This window comes from Streptomyces sp. NBC_00250 (assembly GCF_036192275.1).
Taxonomy (GTDB): Bacteria; Actinomycetota; Actinomycetes; order Streptomycetales; family Streptomycetaceae; genus Streptomyces.
Window position 1 is genome coordinate 8,189,271 of the sequence record NZ_CP108088.1, and the last position, 15,750, is coordinate 8,205,020.

General features: G+C 73.2%; 14 protein-coding genes. 8 read left to right on the forward strand and 6 right to left on the reverse strand.

Annotation, left to right across the window (positions count from 1 at the left end; translation table 11 throughout):
• Positions 1-86: 86 nt before the first annotated feature.
• The 4 genes from OG259_RS37000 (at position 87) to OG259_RS37015 (ending at position 5,423) form a co-directional block, all read left to right on the forward strand.
• Positions 87-1,157, forward strand: coding sequence for a phosphatase PAP2 family protein (locus tag OG259_RS37000; RefSeq protein WP_328946231.1), 1,071 nt, complete (start codon positions 87-89; stop codon positions 1,155-1,157).
• 43 nt (positions 1,158-1,200) lie between these two features.
• Positions 1,201-3,420 carry an NADP-dependent isocitrate dehydrogenase gene (locus OG259_RS37005; RefSeq protein WP_328946232.1) on the forward strand — a complete coding sequence of 740 codons (2,220 nt, stop codon included), beginning with the start codon at positions 1,201-1,203 and terminating at the stop codon, positions 3,418-3,420.
• 97 nt (positions 3,421-3,517) lie between these two features.
• Entirely contained in the window at positions 3,518-3,811 is a 294-nt protein-coding gene (locus OG259_RS37010; protein WP_266901755.1) for a hypothetical protein, read from the forward strand.
• A gap of 97 nt (positions 3,812-3,908) precedes the next feature.
• Entirely contained in the window at positions 3,909-5,423 is a 1,515-nt protein-coding gene (locus OG259_RS37015) for a sigma-70 family RNA polymerase sigma factor (RefSeq protein ID WP_328946233.1), read from the forward strand.
• A gap of 15 nt (positions 5,424-5,438) precedes the next feature.
• Here OG259_RS37015 and OG259_RS37020 read toward each other — a convergent pair whose 3' ends face one another.
• The 4 genes from OG259_RS37020 to OG259_RS37035 all read right to left on the reverse strand — a co-directional run bounded on the left by OG259_RS37020 (position 5,439) and on the right by OG259_RS37035 (position 9,706).
• Positions 5,439-6,533, reverse strand: coding sequence for a CAP domain-containing protein (locus OG259_RS37020; protein ID WP_328946234.1), 1,095 nt, complete (start codon positions 6,531-6,533; stop codon positions 5,439-5,441).
• 151 nt (positions 6,534-6,684) lie between these two features.
• Positions 6,685-7,557: a universal stress protein gene (locus OG259_RS37025; protein ID WP_328946235.1), complete on the reverse strand. Its 873-nt coding sequence runs from the start codon at positions 7,555-7,557 to the stop codon at positions 6,685-6,687.
• 157 nt (positions 7,558-7,714) lie between these two features.
• Positions 7,715-9,091 (reverse strand): acyl-CoA dehydrogenase, encoded by a 1,377-nt coding sequence (locus tag OG259_RS37030; protein ID WP_328946236.1) that lies wholly within the window; start codon positions 9,089-9,091, stop codon positions 7,715-7,717.
• Between the two features lie 159 nt (positions 9,092-9,250).
• On the reverse strand, positions 9,251-9,706 hold the full coding sequence (locus OG259_RS37035; RefSeq protein WP_328946237.1) for an RrF2 family transcriptional regulator: 456 nt from the start codon (positions 9,704-9,706) through the stop codon (positions 9,251-9,253).
• Positions 9,707-9,818: 112 nt separating this feature from the next.
• Between OG259_RS37035 and OG259_RS37040 the strand changes: the two genes are divergently transcribed.
• On the forward strand, positions 9,819-9,965 hold the full coding sequence (locus tag OG259_RS37040) for a hypothetical protein (protein ID WP_328946238.1): 147 nt from the start codon (positions 9,819-9,821) through the stop codon (positions 9,963-9,965).
• Positions 9,966-10,137: 172 nt separating this feature from the next.
• Positions 10,138-10,998, forward strand: a complete 861-nt coding sequence (locus tag OG259_RS37045; RefSeq protein WP_328946239.1) for a glutathione S-transferase C-terminal domain-containing protein — start codon at positions 10,138-10,140, stop codon at positions 10,996-10,998.
• Between the two features lie 179 nt (positions 10,999-11,177).
• On the opposite strand, the gene OG259_RS37050 is transcribed toward OG259_RS37045, so the two are convergent.
• Complete coding sequence (locus OG259_RS37050) at positions 11,178-12,215, reverse strand: NAD-dependent epimerase/dehydratase family protein (RefSeq protein WP_328946240.1); 1,038 nt, start codon at positions 12,213-12,215, stop codon at positions 11,178-11,180.
• Positions 12,216-12,356: 141 nt separating this feature from the next.
• Here OG259_RS37050 and OG259_RS37055 point away from each other — a divergent pair, with 141 nt between their 5' ends.
• The gene (locus tag OG259_RS37055) at positions 12,357-12,569 is read left to right on the forward strand and encodes a DUF5133 domain-containing protein (protein ID WP_266901737.1); all 213 of its coding nucleotides are present in this window, start codon (positions 12,357-12,359) and stop codon (positions 12,567-12,569) included.
• A 120-nt stretch (positions 12,570-12,689) separates the two neighbouring features.
• On the forward strand, positions 12,690-15,068 hold the full coding sequence (locus tag OG259_RS37060; RefSeq protein WP_328946241.1) for an excinuclease ABC subunit UvrA: 2,379 nt from the start codon (positions 12,690-12,692) through the stop codon (positions 15,066-15,068).
• 40 nt (positions 15,069-15,108) lie between these two features.
• Here OG259_RS37060 and OG259_RS37065 read toward each other — a convergent pair whose 3' ends face one another.
• Complete coding sequence (locus OG259_RS37065; protein ID WP_328946242.1) at positions 15,109-15,723, reverse strand: DUF6058 family natural product biosynthesis protein; 615 nt, start codon at positions 15,721-15,723, stop codon at positions 15,109-15,111.
• Positions 15,724-15,750 lie beyond the last annotated feature (27 nt).

Genomic DNA, 15,750 nt, shown 5'->3' on the forward strand with positions numbered 1-15,750 from the left:
GTCCCGCCCTCCCCGGAGAACGCGTCCGCGTTTCGTTCGGGTGCGCCCAGCGGGCGAGGCGGCCGCGCGTGGGTTCGAATCGGGGCATGGCTTCCTACGACAGGCCCCGCGCGGGCGGCTCCCCGAGGCCGCTGGAGACCGGTGACACCTGGTGGTACGCCGCTGTGGCAGGCGAGGCCGCCGGTTCGTTCAGCACCCGCGTCCGCACCCGGACCCGGCGTGGCTGCCTCGGGGCCGTGCTCCTCCTCACCGTCGTCTACGCGGGCCTCGTGCTCACCGCGACCGGCCGTCGCTGGGGCGACGCGGCCATGACGGGCCGGCGTGCCGACACCGCCGCCGTCACCGTGCTCCGCGAGCACCCCTCGCTCGCCGGAGCCACCACCCTCTCCCTGGTCCTCGGCGGCGTCCTGCTGCTCGCCGTGGGCCTGATACGCAAGCGGTACGCCCTCACCGGCATCGCCGCCGGAGCGGTCGTCACCGCCCTCGCACTCACCGGACTGCTCCAGCGGTACGCGCCACGTCCCCGGCTCGCCGACACCGCCGGGCTCATGTCCACCGGCTTCCCCAGCGCCCAGACCACCCTCGCCCTGGGCATCGCCTTCGGTCTGGCCCTCGTCGCCCCCTACCGGCTGCGCGACCTCGCCGTCGGCGCCGGCACCCTCTGGGCCCTCGCCGTCGGCTCGTACACCGTCGCCGCGGGGCAGCACCGCCCCGGTGACGTCATCGCCGCCGCCCTGGTGGTCCTGGCCGTCCACTGCGGCCTCCTCGCCCTCCGCGCCCGCAAGGGCAAGGTGCGTCCCGGCGGACGGCGCGGACCCGGCCTGCCCGGCCTCCCGGCGACCGTGCCGCTCGCCCTCCTGGCCGCCGCCGGGCTCGGAGCGGGCCTCTGGCTGCTCGGCGACACCCTCTCCCTGCCGGCCACCGCCCCCTACGACCCGGCCGAGCTCCGGCTCGCCCACCGCTGCGGTCAGGCCCTCGCCGCGGGCGTGGTCGCCGCCGCCGGGCTCGTCCTGCTCGGCCTGCTCCGCCGTGTCGACCTGGACGGCGCCCCCGCCCCGTACCGGCTCGGCGGGCCCTTCGTGGAGGCCGCCGGAGTGCCCCGGGACGGCGAGCTCGTGGGCCCCTTCACCGAGGACCTCGATCACGAGATATCTTGATGTCGAGCAATCTCGCATACGCAGACGTGGAGCGGAGCACCCGGTGACTGACTCGACCATCATCTACACCCACACTGACGAGGCGCCTGCCCTGGCGACGTACTCGTTCCTGCCCGTGATCCAGGCGTATGCCTCGCAGGCCGGCGTCACGGTCGAGACGCGGGACATCTCCCTCGCGGGCCGCATCATCGCCGTCTTCCCCGAGTTCCTGGAGGAGGGCCAGCGCATCGCCGACGCCCTCTCCGAGCTCGGCGACCTGGCCAAGACGCCGGGCGCCAACATCATCAAGCTGCCGAACGTCTCGGCGTCCATCCCGCAGCTCAAGGCCGCGGTCGCCGAGCTCCAGGCGCAGGGCTACGCCCTCCCGGACTACCCGGACGACCCGCAGACGGACCAGGACAAGGACGTCCGCGCCCGTTACGACAAGATCAAGGGCTCGGCCGTCAACCCGGTCCTGCGCGAGGGCAACTCCGACCGCCGCGCGCCCGGCTCGGTCAAGAACTACGCCAAGAACCACCCCCACCGCATGGGCGCCTGGACCTCCGAGTCCAAGACCAACGTCGCCACCATGGGTGAGAACGACTTCGCCTCCACGGAGAAGTCCGTCGTCGTCACGAAGGACGACACCCTCCGCTTCGAGTTCACCGCCGCCGACGGCACCACCAGCGAGCTCCGCGAGCCGCTGAAGGTCATCGCCGGCGAGGTCGTCGACGCCGCCGTCATGCGCGCCGCCGCCCTGCGCACCTTCCTCAGCGAGCAGGTCGCCCGCGCCAAGGCCGAGAACGTGCTCTTCTCCGTGCACCTCAAGGCCACGATGATGAAGGTCTCCGACCCGATCGTCTTCGGCCACGTCGTCCGTGCCTTCTTCCCCGAGACCTTCGCCAAGTACGGCGAGGTGCTCGCCGGCGCCGGCCTCTCCCCGAACGACGGCCTCGGCGGCGTCCTGAAGGGCCTGGAGTCCCTCCCGCAGGGCGACGAGATCAAGGCCTCCTTCGAGGCCGAGCTCGCCGCGGGCCCCACCCTGGCGATGGTCGACTCCGACAAGGGCATCACCAACCTGCACGTGCCGTCCGACGTCATCGTCGACGCCTCGATGCCGGCCATGATCCGCACCTCCGGCCACATGTGGGGCCCGGACGGCCAGGAGGCCGACACCCTCGCGGTCCTCCCGGACCACAGCTACTCCGGCGTGTACCAGGCCGTCATCGAGGACTGCCGCGCCAACGGCGCCTTCGACCCGTCGACCATGGGCTCCGTCCCGAACGTCGGTCTCATGGCGCAGAAGGCCGAGGAGTACGGCTCCCACGACAAGACCTTCGAGATCGCCCAGGCCGGCACCGTCCGCCTCGTCGACTCCGAGGGCAACGTCGTCCTGGAGCAGGAGGTCGCCGTGGGCGACATCTTCCGCGCCTGCCAGACCAAGGACCTGCCCATCCAGGACTGGGTCAAGCTCGCCGTCACCCGCGCCCGCGCCACCGGCGCCCCGGCCGTCTTCTGGCTGGACGAGAACCGCGCCCACGACGCCCAGCTGATCGCCAAGGTCAAGCAGTACCTGCCGGAGCACGACACCGAGGGCCTGGACATCAAGATCCTGTCCCCGGTCGACGCGACGACGTTCTCCCTGGAGCGCATCCGCCGCGGCGAGGACACCATCTCGGTCACCGGCAACGTCCTCCGCGACTACCTGACCGACCTCTTCCCCATCCTGGAGCTGGGCACCAGCGCCAAGATGCTGTCGGTCGTCCCGCTGATGGCGGGCGGCGGCCTCTTCGAGACCGGCGCCGGCGGCTCCGCCCCGAAGCACGTCCAGCAGCTCGTCAAGGAGAACTACCTCCGCTGGGACAGCCTCGGCGAGTTCTTCGCCCTGGCCGCCAGCTTCGAGCACCTCGCGACCTCCACGGGCAACTCCCGCGCCCAGGTCCTCGCCGACACCCTCGACCGCGCCACCGGCACCTTCCTCAACGAGGACAAGTCGCCGACCCGTCGCGTCGGTGGTATCGACAACCGCGGCAGCCACTTCTACCTGGCCCTGTACTGGGCCCAGGAGCTGGCCGCCCAGACCGAGGACGCGGAGCTGGCCAAGGCCTTCGCGCCGCTCGCCGAGACCCTCTCGGCCAACGAGCAGAAGATCGTCGACGAGCTCGTCGCCGTCCAGGGCTCCCCGGCCGAGATCGGTGGCTACTACCAGCCCGACCCGGCCAAGGCCGCGGCCGTGATGCGCCCGTCCACCACCTTCAACGAGGCCGTCGCGTCCCTCGCCTGATCCGGCACACGCCCGCAGGACCGCCCCGGCCGGAACTCCTCCGACCGGGGCGGTCCCGTCGGTGGCGCATCCGCCGTCCGGGTGTGAACCTGGATGGATGAGTTGGGCATCTTGGACGACCGCCGGTGTGTACACCGGGCGAGGTGGGGTGCTGACCGTCGAGGCCGGAGTCGTCACGGGCGATGTGACCGTCCACACGACCTGGGCCGCCGACGGCCAGGCAAGCGTGGCCGTGCAGTACAGCGGCGCGTCCGACTGGTTCACCATGTCGGGCAGTCCCGTTCCGTGCGCGTCGGAGGAGGAGAGCCGCGATCTGCACGACGCCGTCGTGGCAGCCGTCCGGGAGGGGAACGGGGCCACGGTCCCGACCCTGCCGGTACCACCGGTGTGATCGACATCGGCGCCGAACAGCGATAAGTGTTATCCCTCCCGCACCCACGGGTCTCCGAACCACGGGGGACTCGCACCAGGGATGAGGGAGCAGATCCATGCACAGCGACGAGCGCCGCACCACCGCACTGGTGGAGGCGGCCAGGGCCGGTGACGCCCACGCCAGGGACGCACTGGTCCGCGCCTACCTGCCCCTCGTCCACAACATCGTCGGCCGGGCCCTGGACGGCCATGCCGACACCGACGACATCGTCCAGGAGACGATGGTCCGGGCCCTGGACGGCCTGACCGGTCTCCGCGACCCGGCCCGTTTCCGGTCCTGGCTCGTCGCCATCGCCATGAACGGGATACGACGCCGCTGGCGCGAACGCCAGCAGGCACCCGTGCCCGGCCTCGACCGGGCCACCGAACTCGCCGACCCGGCCGCCGGTGACTTCACCGAGGCCACCATCCTCCGGCTCGGCCTCTCCGGGCAGCGCCGCGACGTGGCCCGCGCCACCCGCTGGCTCGACGAGGACGACCGCGAACTGCTCACCCTGTGGTGGCTGGAAGCCGCGGGCGAGCTGACCCGCGCCGAACTCGCCGAGGGCCTCGGCGGGATCTCCCCGCAGCACGCCGCGGTGCGCGTCCAGCGGATGAAGGAACGCCTGGAGACCGGCCGCGCCGTCGTCCGCGCCCTCGACGCCGTACCGATGTGCCCCGAACTCGCCGAGACCGTCACGGCCTGGGACGGCCGGCCCTCCCCGCTCTGGCGCAAACGCGTCGCCCGCCACCTGCGGACCTGCACCACCTGTACGGCCAGGGTCACCGGCCGCAGCGGCCTCGCCCCCGTCGAAGGCCTGCTCGTCGGCATCGGCCTCGTACCGCCGCTCGCTGTCGCGGTCGCGAACGGCCACACCCCCGAACCCGTCGCCTTCCAGACCGACACCGAGACCGAGACCGCGACCGACACCGGCACCGCCGCCGCCGAGTCCGGCTCACGGTGGACTCCGCTCCGCCGCGCCGGCGTCGCCGGAGCCGCCACCATCGCCGTCCTCGGCGCGGTCGCCCTCCTCGTACCCCAGGAACCGCACGCGCGCGTGGCGCCCGGAAAGCCGGCCGCCGCGCCCCCGGCAACCCCCGCCCCGGCCGTGACGACCTCCCCGACCCCGACGGCCACCCCCACCACCCCCGCCCCGACGACCCCGCCTCCCACGCCGCGCCGCACCCCGCGTCCCACGCCGGCACCCACCGGCGAGGAGCGGGTGACCGGGCTCGTCAACCGGCTCCGGGCGCAGGCCGGTTGCGCCCCGCTGCGCATCGACCCCCGCCTTTCCGAGGCGGCCCGCGGCTACGCCCATGACATGGCGGCGCGCGGCTACTTCGGACACGCCAGCCCCGAGGGCGAGTTCGCGGACGCCCGGATCACCGCCGCCGGGTACGACTGGAGCGCCTGGGCGGAGAACCTGGACCGGGGTACCGCCGACCCGGCGTCCGTCGTCGACGACTGGACCGACGGGTCGATGCACGAGGAGAACATGCTCGACTGCCGGTACCGGGACACCGGAGTGGCGTCGGTGTCCGGTCCCGGCGGCACGATCTGGGTGCAGAAGCTGGCCGCTCCCGCGTCCTGACGACCGGGGCGGTGCTCAGCGCCTGGCGCCGAAGTTCTGCACCCACCAGGGGCCGTTGGCGGTGAGCGTCACCCCGACGCCGATGTCCTTGAAGGAGCAGTTGAGGATGTTCGCCCGGTGGCCGGGGCTCTCCATCCAGTCCTCCATCGCCCGGTCGGGGGTCGTCGGCCCGCGGTGGATGTTCTCCCCCCAGGTCGACCACACGTACCCGGCGCCGCTCATCCGGTCGCCCGCGTCACGGCCCTCCGGACTGTCGTGCTCGTAGTAGTCGCGGGCGGACATGTCGTCGGCGTGGCCCTGGGCGGCGGTCCGCAGCTGGTTCTCGCTGTGCAGCGGGCCGCAGCCGGCCTTCTCCCGCTCGGCGTTGGCGAGCGCGATGACATCGTGGACGAAGCGCGAGACCTTTCCCGCCGGCGCCTTCCCCGCCCCAGCCTCCACCGCGGGGGCCTCGGCCGCGCGCGTCCCGCCCCGCCGCTCCTGCCCCTGCCGCTGTTCCCGGGACTGTTCGGGCCGTCGCGCCCCTTCCCGCTGTCGCTCCGACTCCGCCTTGGGAGGTGTCTCCGGCCGGGACTCGGGGGCCGCGGTGCCGACCGCCGTCCTTCTCGCCGTACGAGGGGAGGGTGTCGGCGCGGTCGAGGGTGGCGACAGTGCCGGGGAGGTCGGCCGTGCCTCCCGTACGGCGGCCTCGGAGGCGGTGCCGGTGGATCCGGCGCTGCCCGGGGAACCCGCGGTGCCGGGGGAGCCCAAGGGCACGGCGGGTTCCGCCACGGCTTCCGCGACCGACCCGGTGACCGTCCGCGCGACCGATGTCCCGACCGGCTCCGCGGCCGAGGGGACGGGGGTCCTGTCACCGTTGCGGGGGGAGGCCACGTACACCCCGGTGGCCACCGTCAGGACGGCGGCCGCGGCTCCTGCGAGGGTGACGGCGGTGCGGAAGGACGGCCTGCGCGGTCGCCGTCTCGCCCCGCCGCCCTTACGATGACGCCCGCTCGCGCGCGCCCCCGGGTCCTCCTCCGCGACGGGATCATCGGCGAAGTCCCGTACGACCTCGTGGAGGTACGGGGTGTGTTCAGGGTCTTCGGGGTGACCGGGACGGTCGTGGTGCCGCATGGAGCTCCGCTCTCTCGCCGTGGTCGCCGGACGGGCCGGCGCTGGGAGAGCCACCGGGGCGACGGCGGTAACACTTTCCGGCCCCGGCCACCCCGACACTCCTCGTCAACATGACGCGTCAACCTCACGCGTCAACCCGTATCGAACCCTTTCAGTCCTGCGGAACGACCGCCACCGGACAGGGCGCGAGGTGCAGCGCCGCGTGCGCGACGGAACCGATGCGCGGCCCGACGGCCCCGCGCTTGGCCCGTCGGCCGACCACCAGGAGCTGGGCCGCCCCGGAGGCGGAGAGCAGCACCTGGCCGGCGCTGCCCAGCTCGACGTGCTCGGTGACCGGCACGTCCGGGTAGCGCTCCCGCCAGGGCGCGAGGGCCTCGCGCAGCGCCTTCTCCTCGTACGGGACGAGCCCGCCGGCCTCGTCGGCGAGCCGCATCGAGGCCGGGCTGTACGCGTACAGCGGCGGCAGGCTCCACGCGCGCACGGCCCGCACCGAGGCCCCGCGCGCGGCGGCCGTCCCGAAGGCGAAGCCGAGCGCGGCGGCGCTGTCCTCCGCGCTGCCGAGCTGCCCGACGAGCACGTGTCCGGTGGGCGGTTCGGCCGGCTCGCCGTCGCGGGACCGGACGGCCACCACGGGGCCGGTGGCGGCGGCGATGATCTGCTGTCCGTACGAGCCGAGCAGGAATCCGGCGACGGCCCCGTGGCCGCGCGAGCCGAGCACGAGCATCTCGGCCCGCTCCTCGGCGCCGAGGAGCGCGGCGACCGGTGTGTCGACCAGCACCTCGGCCGTGAGGGCGAGCTCCGGATAGCGGGCGGCGATCGTGGCCTCCGCCTCGCGCAGGACCGCGTCCGCGGCGCGTTCCTGGGTCGCGCGGTCCTGGACCAGGGGCAGGTCGATCGGTTCCCAGCGCCACGCGTGCGCGAGCCGTAGCGGGAGCCCCCGGTGGAGGGCCTCGCGGGCGGCCCAGTCCGCCGCGGCGAGACTCTCCGGGGATCCGTCCACTCCTGCGACGATCTCACGACTCATCAGGCTGCCTCCGTGGGTGTGGTGTCGGGCCCGCCGGGCGGCCGGACCCTCACCTCCCAGCTTGGGCCCTTCGGCCGCCGTACGAGAGGGCCGGACGTCCCGACATGCCGGTCCGTCCGTCCCTTCGTCTCCCCTCCGGCGGCGCCGGGACCTGCCGTCAGGCCAGCAGGGTGAGCCGTGGGTGGGTCCCGTTGAGGTAGTGGTCCCCGATGTCACGGAGCCGGTGCGCCGCCTGGGTGGGGGCGGTGAGTGCGCGCGCGTTGCGCCAGAAGCGGTCGAAGCCCGGACCGCCGGAGCGGGCGTCGGCGCCCGCCGTACCGTCGACGAGTTCGAGGATGCGGGTGGTGATGTGCACGGCCGCCCGGCCGGCGACCGTCTCGGCCGCCGCCACCAGGACGGCGATGTCGGCCCGTTCCTCCACGCCCAGCGACCAGGCGCCGAGCAGCCCGTGGGCCAGGGCGTCGGTCGCCCGCTCCACCACCGCGGCGGCGGCGTGCGCGGCCGTCGCCAGCTCCCCGTAGGCGAGGAGGAGGTACGGATCGTCCCCGGCGCCGACCGGTGGGGCACCGTCCGTGGGGGCTCCCGTCCGGTCCGTCGGCGCGGGTCCGGCCTGGCCGGCGCGGCTGATGTCCCGGGCCTCGGCGAGCGCACCCTCGGCTATGCCGAGCCCGACGTGCACCAGGAGCAGGCGCAGGGCCAGGGGGGCGAGGGTGGAGTAGGGGGCGACGGCGTGCTCGTCGTGGGGGAGCACGCCCAGCACGTCCTCGGGCGGTACCGGGACCCGGTCGAACGTGACGGTGCCCGCGCCGGCGAGCCGCTGCCCGACCCGCTCCGCCCCGGCGTCGGTGAACACTCCGGGTTCGGACGGGTCCACCAGGACGACGAACAGGTCGCCGCTGCCGCCGGGTCGGGCCCCGACGACGAGCCGGTCGGCGACCGTCACGGCGGAGGCGAAGGTGCGGCTCCCGTCGAGGATCCAGCCACCGCCGGAGTCGGCGGGGGAGAGGGTGAGGCCGGGGCCGGTCTCGTTGCGCGGCGGTTCGACGCCGCCGGCGAGCAGCCAGTGTTCCTCGGCCGTGCGGACGTCGAGGGGGAGGCCGCTCGCGAGGGGGGCGCCCGCGTCCCGTGCGGGGCCGTCGAGGAAGCGGCTGCTCCAGGACAGGGCGTAGTGGTGGGCGAGGAGTTCGCCCACCGAACTGTCGGCGGCGGAGATCTCCCGCACGACCGCACAAGCCGCCCGCCAGTCGGCGCCCCGGCGGGTCGTGCCCGGGGCCGTCAACAGGGCGGGAAGCCCGGCCTCCTGGAGCCGGGCGACCTCGTCGAACGGTGCCTTGCCGGCCCGGTCCCTGGCGAGGGCGTCGACGGCGAGGTCGTCGGCGAGTTCGCGGGTGACGCGGGGCCAGATCTCGTCGTCGGCGGTCCGGTCGACGGGCCGGTCCACGGTCCGTCCGACCGGGCGGTCGGCGGGCCGGTCGGCCGCTGCGGAGGCGGTGCGTATCGCAGGTCTCTTCGGCGATTTCCTCGGCGTACTCACGTCACCTCACATGATCCCTAGTATTCCCACTGGAATAGTAGGGATAGTGGCAGAGGTGGGCGCGTCGCCCCAAGGGGCGTCCATAAGTTGGACAGGCTCGTCTTGGTGCGTGAGACCTGGTCAAGTCGGCGCTGGTGACGGACGGTTGCCCGGCCGCGCTCAGGGATTGGTCCAGGCCTCCGGGTCGTCCGCGAGCGCGACGATTCCGTCCGGCAGCTTGGCCGCCGCCACCTCCGCGAGCGAGACCGAGAGTACCTCACGGACGCCGGCCCGGAGCGCGATCCACAGGGTGAGCAGCGACTCGGCCGGACCGGTGTACGACAGGTCCGGCGGCCGTTCGCCGCGGACGGAGACCAGCGGGCCGTCGACGCAGCGTATGACCTCCGCGACCGAGATCGACTCCGCGGGCCTGGCCAGCCAGTAGCCCCCGTTGCCGCCGCGCTGGCTCTGCACCAGACCGCCCTTGCGCATGTCCCCGAGGATGCCTTCGAGGAACTTGTGCGAGATGCCCTGCCCCTCGGCGATGGCCTCCGCCTTCAGCGGACCCGAGTCCTGGGCGGCGGCGAGCTGGAGGGCGGCACGCACCGCGTAATCGGCCCTGGCTGAAATGCGCATGCGCGCATTATTCCGCACGCTTCCCGGAGGAGGCCCGTACCGCACCCTTGACGCCGCACATGGCCGGTCGGACACTCAAGGGCGGGGAAACCGAGCGAACAGGTAGGGAACCATGGGACGCAACGGTCGGCGGGACACCTCACTCGCCGCACCCCTCCCGCGCCCCCTGCCCCTCACCTCCCGCCGCCACATCGATCTGCTGCGCGTCTGCAGCGCGGCGAGTCGCGGTTCCCACGGGGTGGGTCGTCCCGCCCGCTGAGGGTCCGTTCGCCGAGAGGCCGCCGCCCCGCGGGCGTCGCGCCCGTCTCCTCCTCTTCCCGTACCTCTGCTGCCTCGGGCCCCGTGCGGCCGGTGCCGCCGTCGCGCTGCCGCGACCGGCGCCGTGTCACGCGCCGCCACGACCCAGCACCGAGCACCCCCAAGGGAGAAGCATGTCCGTCGTTCCGTCCTCGCTGCTGCCCGCCTCCGCCGTGCCCGCCTTCCGGGGCCGGATCGGCCGCGACGTACACAGCGGCCACTACGCCGTACCGCACCGCTACCGCCTCCATGTCGCGCCGTACGACCCCGGCTGTCTGAGCATCGCCCTGACCCACAGCCTCCTCGGCCTCGACGACACGCTCCCGCTCTCCGTACTGCCCGAGACCCCCGACACGCCCGACGGCGGATACGCCGTCCTCCGCCCGCTGTACGAGGCGAGTGCGCACCTCTACGCCGGGCCCGCCGCCGCGCCCGTCCTGAGCGACGGATGGACCGGACGGATCGTCAGCACGCACGTCCCCGACATCCTCCGGGACCTCGCCCTCCGGTTCCGCGGTGAAGGCCCCGACCTGCTGCCCGAGGGGCACCGGGACGAGATCGAGGCCATCGCCGACCTGTGCGAGCGGAGCATCAACCGGGCCGCCCAGCGGGCGGGGGAGCTCGGCCTCGACGGCGAGGCCGCCCACCGCGACCCCCTCACGGTCCTCTTCGCCGCCCTCGGCTCCCTGGAACGCCGCCTGGCCCACCACCCGTACGTCCTCGGCGACGCGCCGACGGCTGCCGACGTGCAGGTCTGGGTCACCCTGGTCCAGCTCGACACCGTCCACCGCTGGCACCTGGACGCCGCCGCGATGGACCGGGTCGCCGGATACCCCGCCCTGTGGGCCTACGCCCGCCGCCTCGCGGCGCGCCCCGAGTTCGCCCGCCGCCTCGACATCGAAGGTCTCGTGCGCCGCCACCGCGCCCACTGCCGGGGCCGCGAAGCCGCAGGCGCGGCGATCCGCCTCGTCGACTGGCCGACCCCGGCCCCCTGACACCGGGACGCGCGCACACGGCGGCGCCGGAAGTGCGACGCTTGGCACGAGGTCAGGCCCCGGACGTACGACGCGTGGCGCGGGGTCGCGGCCTCTGATGTACGACGCGTGGCACGAGGTCACGGCCTCTGATGTACGACGCGTGGCGCGGGGTCACCGCCCCGGGCCACGCCCTCGCGTCAGCCGATGCGGTGGCCCGCCAAGGGGCCCGTGTCGTCGCCCGCGCCCGAGCGGACCCCCCGGAGGAATGCCTCCAGGGCCTCCAGGGACGTCCTCGTCGGCTCCCATTCGAGGTCCCGGCGCGCCCGTTCCGTCGCGAGCAGCGGCATGTGCCGCAGCGCGTCGAAGAGGCCGGGGGAGGCCGGGGCCAGTCGGAGGCGCCAGGCGGCCGACAGGGCGCCCCGGACCGCGCCCGCCGGTACCCGTACCGGCTTGGCGTCCAGCAGTTCGCCCAGGACCGCGCCGTCGATCACCGGCTCGGCGGCCAGGTTGAACGCGCCACGGACGTCCCGCAGCAGCGCCTGCCCGTAGGCGGCGGCCGCGTCCTCGGTGTGCAGGACCTGGAAGCGGAGGCCGTCGAACTCCGGCAGCAGCGGCAGCAGGTCGGGCCGCATCAGCTGCCCGGGGAAGAAACGCCCCGCGAAGATCCGCCGCTGCCCGCTCGCCGACTCCTCCTTGAACAGGAAGGCCGGCCGCATCCGGACCACCCGGATCATCGGATGGTCCCGCTCGAACGTGTCCAGGACCCGCTCCAGATAGGCCTTCTCCCGCGTGTACGCGGCCCCCGGCCAGCCGTGCGTCGGCCACGCCTCGGACACCGGCGCACCGCCCGCCGGGCCCGGAGAGTACGCCCCCACCGAGGAGGCGTACACCAGGACGGGCACCCGCGCCGCCGCGACCGCGTCGAACACGCGCACCGAACCGAGGACGTTGGTCCGCCAGGTCTCCACCGGGTCGTGGGTGGGCCCGAACCGCCAGGCCAGGTGCACCACGGCGTCCGCGTCGGCGACGTGCTGCGCGAGCAGGGGCTCGTCCCCCTCGCGGGACAGATCCACCTCGGCCCACTCCACCCCCGGGAGTTCGAGTCCCGGCCGGCGCCGGGCCAGCCCCAGGACCGAACCGACGCGCGGTTCGCGCGCCAGGAGCCGTACCAGACTGGTGCCCACGTTGCCGGTGGCGCCGGTGACGACCACCCGCGAAATCGTGCTCGGGTTCATGTCTCCGACCCTCCGCCATGGGCGGCGGAAGCGCACTCCGGGGGCGTCCCCCGCACGGCGTCGTCACACAGCGTGTCCGTGCAGGTCGCGAGCGTGGCCCGCGACCGGGAGTATGGAGCGACTCAGGAGAAGGAGGACACCATGCTGCTGCCCGACAGGAACACGGTCGACCGGCTGCTCCGGCACTACCGCGCCCTGGAGCGGACCGTGCTGGCCAGGCCGTGCGACCTGTCGGCGCGCCGGCGCTTCGAGGACACGGCGTACACCCTGTGCGTCCTGATGGGAGAACGCACCGCCCGCGAGGCCGTCCACGCCGCCGAACACTATGTCGCCGGAACCTCGATCAGGATTTGAGAAGCGTCGTCATCCGGCCGCCGCTAGCGTGGCCGTCATGGACCCCGCGAGACAGCCATCGTCGGTCACGACGCACCGCGCCGGTCCGTTTTTCGGCCCCGCGCGACAGCTGGAGAGACGATGAGCAAGGCCCCCAGGGCGGACAAGCAGCCGCACCCGGCCGACCGGCACGATCTGATCCGTGTGCACGGCGCGCGGGAGAACAACCTCAAGGACGTCAGCATCGAGATCCCGAAGCGCCGGCTCACGGTGTTCACGGGCGTCTCCGGCTCGGGCAAGAGCTCCCTCGTCTTCGACACGATCGCCGCGGAGTCGCAGCGACTGATCAACGAGACGTACAGCGCCTTCGTCCAGGGCTTCATGCCGACCCAGACGCGCCCCGAGGTCGACGTGCTCGACGGCCTGACCACCGCGATCATCGTCGACCAGCAGCGGATGGGCGCCGACCCCCGCTCCACCGTCGGCACCGCCACCGACGCCAACGCGATGCTCCGCATCCTCTTCAGCCGGCTCGGCAAACCCCACATCGGCCCGCCCAGCGCATACGCCTTCAACGTCCCCTCGGTGAAGGCCAGCGGCGCGATCACCGTCGAGCGCGGCAACAAGAAGACCGTCAAGGCGACCTTCAACCGCACCGGCGGCATGTGCCCGAACTGCGAGGGCCGCGGCTCGGTCTCCGACATCGACCTCACCCAGCTCTACGACGACTCCAAGTCGCTCGACGAGGGTGCGCTCACCATCCCCGGCTACACCCCGGGCGGCTGGAACTACCGCCTCTACAGCGAGTCCGGCCTGGTCGACCCCGCCAAGCCGATCGGCAAGTACACGAAGAAGGAGCTGCAGGCCTTCCTCCACCACGAGCCGACCCGCATGAAGATCGCGGGCATCAACATGACGTACGAGGGGCTGATCCCGCGGATCCAGAAGTCGTTCCTCGCCAAGGACAAGGAGGGCATGCAGCCGCACATCCGCGCGTTCGTGGAGCGGGCCGTCACCTTCACCACCTGTCCCGAATGCGACGGCACCCGGCTCGCCGAGGGAGCCAGGGCCTCGAAGATCAAGCGGATCAGCATCGCCGACGCCTGCGCGATGCAGATCAGCGACCTGGCCACCTGGGTCCGCGCCCTCAAGGAGCCCTCGGTCGCGCCGCTGCTCACCGCGCTCCAGCTGACCCTCGACTCCTTCGTCGAGATCGGCCTCGGCTACCTCTCCCTCGACCGGCCGGCGGGCACGCTGTCGGGCGGCGAGGCGCAGCGCGTCAAGATGATCCGGCACCTCGGCTCCTCGCTCACCGATGTCACCTATGTCTTCGACGAGCCCACCGTCGGCCTGCACCCGCACGACATCCAGCGGATGAACGAACTGCTCCTGCAGCTGCGGGACAAGGGCAACACCGTGCTCGTCGTGGAGCACAAGCCGGAGACGATCGCGATCGCCGACCACGTCGTCGACCTCGGCCCCGGCGCCGGCACGGCGGGCGGCACCGTCTGCTTCGAGGGGACGGTGGAGGGGCTGCGGACCGGCGGTACCGTGACCGGCCGCCACTTCGACGACCGGGCCTCCGTCAAGGACACCGTGCGGGAGCCCACCGGAACCCTGGAGATCAGGGGCGCGACGACCCACAACCTGCGCGACGTCGACGTCGACGTCCCGCTCGGGATCCTCACCGTCATCACCGGCGTCGCGGGCTCCGGCAAGAGTTCGCTCGTGCACGGCTCGATCCCCGCGAGCGACGACATCGTGTCGATCGACCAGACCCCGATCCGCGGCTCGCGCCGCAGCAACCCGGCCACGTACACCGGACTGCTCGACCCGATCCGCAAGGCCTTCGCCAAGGCCAACGGTGTGAAGCCCGCGCTGTTCAGCGCCAACTCCGAGGGCGCCTGCCCCACCTGCAACGGCGCCGGCGTCATCTACACCGACCTCGGCATCATGGCCGGCGTCGCCTCCACCTGCGAGGACTGTGAGGGCAAGCGGTTCCAGGCCTCGGTCCTCGAATACCTCCTCGGCGGCCGGGACATCAGCCAGGTCCTCGCGATGTCGGTCACCGAGGCCGAGGAGTTCTTCGGCTCGGGCGAGGCGAGCACCCCGGCCGCGCAGCGCGTCCTCGCCCGGCTCGCGGACGTCGGTCTCGGCTACCTCAGCCTCGGCCAGCCGCTCACCACGCTGTCCGGCGGCGAGCGCCAGCGGCTCAAGCTGGCCACGAACATGGGCGAGAAGGGCGGTGTCTACATCCTCGACGAGCCGACCACCGGTCTGCACCTCGCCGATGTGGAGCAGCTGCTCGGGCTGCTCGACCGCCTCGTGGACTCCGGCAAGTCGGTGATCGTCGTCGAGCACCATCAGGCGGTCATGGCGCACGCCGACTGGATCATCGACCTCGGCCCCGGCGCCGGTCACGACGGTGGAAAGATCGTCTTCGAGGGCACCCCCGCTGAGCTCGTGGCCGGACGGTCGACGCTCACGGGGGAGCACCTGGCGGCGTACGTGGGGGCCTGACGGTTTCCTGACGGTCCGAGCGGTGGCCCCCGGTTCCGGCTCAGGCCGCCGGGCTGCCGTTCGGGAACCGGGCCCGTGCCGCGTCCACGCACGTGTCGCGTGACGTGGGGCCACCGAAGCGGAGCCGGTCGTACGCCGTGAACGCCGGCTCCAGGGCGTCGAGCTCGTCCACGCGCGCGTGGAGCGCGGCACGCCATTCCGGAGACGGTTCGGCCGGGGCCGTCTCCAGAGCCCCGGCGATCTCGGCCGACAGCTCGTCCTTCCTTCGGATGTGCGCCGGGGTGACGCTGTGCAGACAGACGTACTGCCCGCTCAGATACGCCGCCCATTCCGCCTCGCCCTGCTCCCGGTCCTCCCAGTGCGCGGTGAACCAGGCGCGCAGCCGCTCGGAGCTCCCCGCCGCCTCGGCGAGCCGGAACAGATCGCGCGGCACCATCTCGGCACCGTCCGAGCGCAGATAGCCCGGCAGCGGCAACAGCCCCTCCAGCATCAGCCGCCGGGCCTCGTCGGCGTCCCGGCCGAGCGAGGCGCACAGCGCCTCCAGAGGGACGAACTGTCCGGTGACGTACGCGTCGTCCGCCGCGGTCATCGGATGGTCGCCGTTCACCTCGCGGAACCGCTCCGCGACCCGCCGCGCCAGTGTCCGGTCCGTCATCACACCACTCCCCGGGTGAGGCCGTCA

What these genes read in the sequence shown, in the direction of transcription:
- OG259_RS37000 (WP_328946231.1), top strand. Translation starts at nt 87, where the DNA reads ATGGCTTCCTACGACAGGCCCCGCGCGGGCGGCTCCCCGAGGCCGCTG.
- OG259_RS37010 (WP_266901755.1), top strand. Translation starts at nt 3,518, where the DNA reads ATGAGTTGGGCATCTTGGACGACCGCCGGTGTGTACACCGGGCGAGGT.
- OG259_RS37015 (WP_328946233.1), top strand. Translation starts at nt 3,909, where the DNA reads ATGCACAGCGACGAGCGCCGCACCACCGCACTGGTGGAGGCGGCCAGG.
- OG259_RS37020 (WP_328946234.1), bottom strand. Translation starts at nt 6,533, where the DNA reads ATGCGGCACCACGACCGTCCCGGTCACCCCGAAGACCCTGAACACACC.
- OG259_RS37025 (WP_328946235.1), bottom strand. Translation starts at nt 7,557, where the DNA reads ATGAGTCGTGAGATCGTCGCAGGAGTGGACGGATCCCCGGAGAGTCTC.
- OG259_RS37035 (WP_328946237.1), bottom strand. Translation starts at nt 9,706, where the DNA reads ATGCGCATTTCAGCCAGGGCCGATTACGCGGTGCGTGCCGCCCTCCAG.
- OG259_RS37040 (WP_328946238.1), top strand. Translation starts at nt 9,819, where the DNA reads ATGGGACGCAACGGTCGGCGGGACACCTCACTCGCCGCACCCCTCCCG.
- OG259_RS37045 (WP_328946239.1), top strand. Translation starts at nt 10,138, where the DNA reads ATGTCCGTCGTTCCGTCCTCGCTGCTGCCCGCCTCCGCCGTGCCCGCC.
- OG259_RS37050 (WP_328946240.1), bottom strand. Translation starts at nt 12,215, where the DNA reads ATGAACCCGAGCACGATTTCGCGGGTGGTCGTCACCGGCGCCACCGGC.
- OG259_RS37055 (WP_266901737.1), top strand. Translation starts at nt 12,357, where the DNA reads ATGCTGCTGCCCGACAGGAACACGGTCGACCGGCTGCTCCGGCACTAC.
- OG259_RS37060 (WP_328946241.1), top strand. Translation starts at nt 12,690, where the DNA reads ATGAGCAAGGCCCCCAGGGCGGACAAGCAGCCGCACCCGGCCGACCGG.
- OG259_RS37065 (WP_328946242.1), bottom strand. Translation starts at nt 15,723, where the DNA reads ATGACGGACCGGACACTGGCGCGGCGGGTCGCGGAGCGGTTCCGCGAG.